Below are 1,739 nucleotides of genomic sequence, written 5' to 3'. Positions count from 1 at the left end.
CACATGGAACCTTTCCCCACTTCAGTCCTCAAAGTTCTCATTTGAGTATTTGCTACTACCACCAAGATCTGCACTAGAGGCCGTTCGACCCGGGATCACTCCCAAGGCTTCGTCACGGACCTCCACGCCTGCCTACTCGCCGGGGCATCGTTTCTACCCCGGCGGCGAGGTATGGGTAACACGCTTGAGCGCCATCCATTTTCAGGGCTAGTTCATTCGGCCCGTGAGTTGTTACACACTCCTTAGCGGATTCCGACTTCCATGGCCACCGTCGGGCTGTCTAGATGAACTAACACCTTTTGTGGTGTCTGATGAGCGTGCATTCCGGCACCTTAACCTCGCGTTCGGTTCATCCCGCATCGCCAGTTCTGCTTACCAAAAATGGCCCACTAGTAACGCTCCATTCTAATGCCCACGTTCAACTAAGCAACAAGGGCTTCTTACATATTTAAAGTTTGAGAATAGGTTAAGGTTGTTTCAACCCCAATGCCTCTAATCATTCGCTTTACCTCATAAAACTGAATTCGCGTTACTGCTATCCTGAGGGAAACTTCGGCAGGAACCAGCTACTAGATGGTTCGATTAGTCTTTCGCCCCTATACCCAAATTTGACGATCGATTTGCACGTCAGAACCGCTGCGAGCCTCCACCAGAGTTTCCTCTGGCTTCGCCCTATTCAGGCATAGTTCACCATCTTTCGGGTCCCCACATTTACGCTCTTACTCAAATCCATCCGAAGACATCAGGATCGGTCGATGGTGCGCCCCACGAGGGGGCTCCCACCTCCGTTCGCTTTCACTGCGCGTACGGGTTTGACACCCGAACACTCGCGTAGATGTTAGACTCCTTGGTCCGTGTTTCAAGACGGGTCGTTTACGACCATTATGCCAGCGTCCGTGCCGAAGCGCGTTCCTCGGTCCAGGCTGGCCGCATTGCACTCCCGGCTATAAGGTGCCCCGGAGGGCACTACATTCCGGGAGCCTTTGACCGGCCGCCCAAACCGACGCTGGCCCGCCCCCAGGGAAGTACACCGGCACGAATGCCGGCTGAACCCTGGAGGCGAGTCTGGTCGCAAGCGCTTCCCTTTCAACAATTTCACGTGCTTTTTAACTCTCTTTTCAAAGTGCTTTTCATCTTTCGATCACTCTACTTGTGCGCTATCGGTCTCCGGCCAGTATTTAGCTTTAGATGAAATTTACCACCCATTTAGAGCTGCATTCCCAAACAACTCGACTCGTCGAAGGAGCTTCACACGGGCGCGGACACCCCATCCCAGACGGGATTCTCACCCTCTCTGACGGCCCGTTCCAGGGCACTTAGACAGGGGCCGCACCCGAAGCATCCTCTGCAAATTACAATGCGGACCCCGAAGGAGCCAGCTTTCAAATTTGAGCTCTTGCCGCTTCACTCGCCGTTACTGAGGCAATCCCGGTTGGTTTCTTTTCCTCCGCTTATTGATATGCTTAAGTTCAGCGGGTATCCCTACCTGATCCGAGGTCAACCTGGAAAAGATTGATTTGCGTTCGGCAAGCGCCGGCCGGGCCTACAGAGCGGGTGACAAAGCCCCATACGCTCGAGGATCGGACGCGGTGCCGCCGCTGCCTTTGGGGCCCGTCCCCCCCGGAGAGGGGACGACGACCCAACACACAAGCCGTGCTTGATGGGCAGCAATGACGCTCGGACAGGCATGCCCCCCGGAATACCAGGGGGCGCAATGTGCGTTCAAAGACTCGATGATT

Annotated in this window: 1 rRNA gene; it reads right to left on the bottom strand. The window is 55.0% G+C overall.

From position 1 onward, the window contains the following. A 23S ribosomal RNA gene (locus tag GMA12_RS19725) occupies positions 1-1,525 on the bottom strand; the annotation flags it as partial. Between the last annotated feature and the right edge of the window lie 214 nt (positions 1,526-1,739).

The organism is Kocuria sediminis, from assembly GCF_009735315.1.
GTDB lineage: Bacteria > Actinomycetota > Actinomycetes > Actinomycetales > Micrococcaceae > Kocuria > Kocuria turfanensis.
This window is presented reverse-complemented; position numbering and strand designations above follow the sequence as displayed.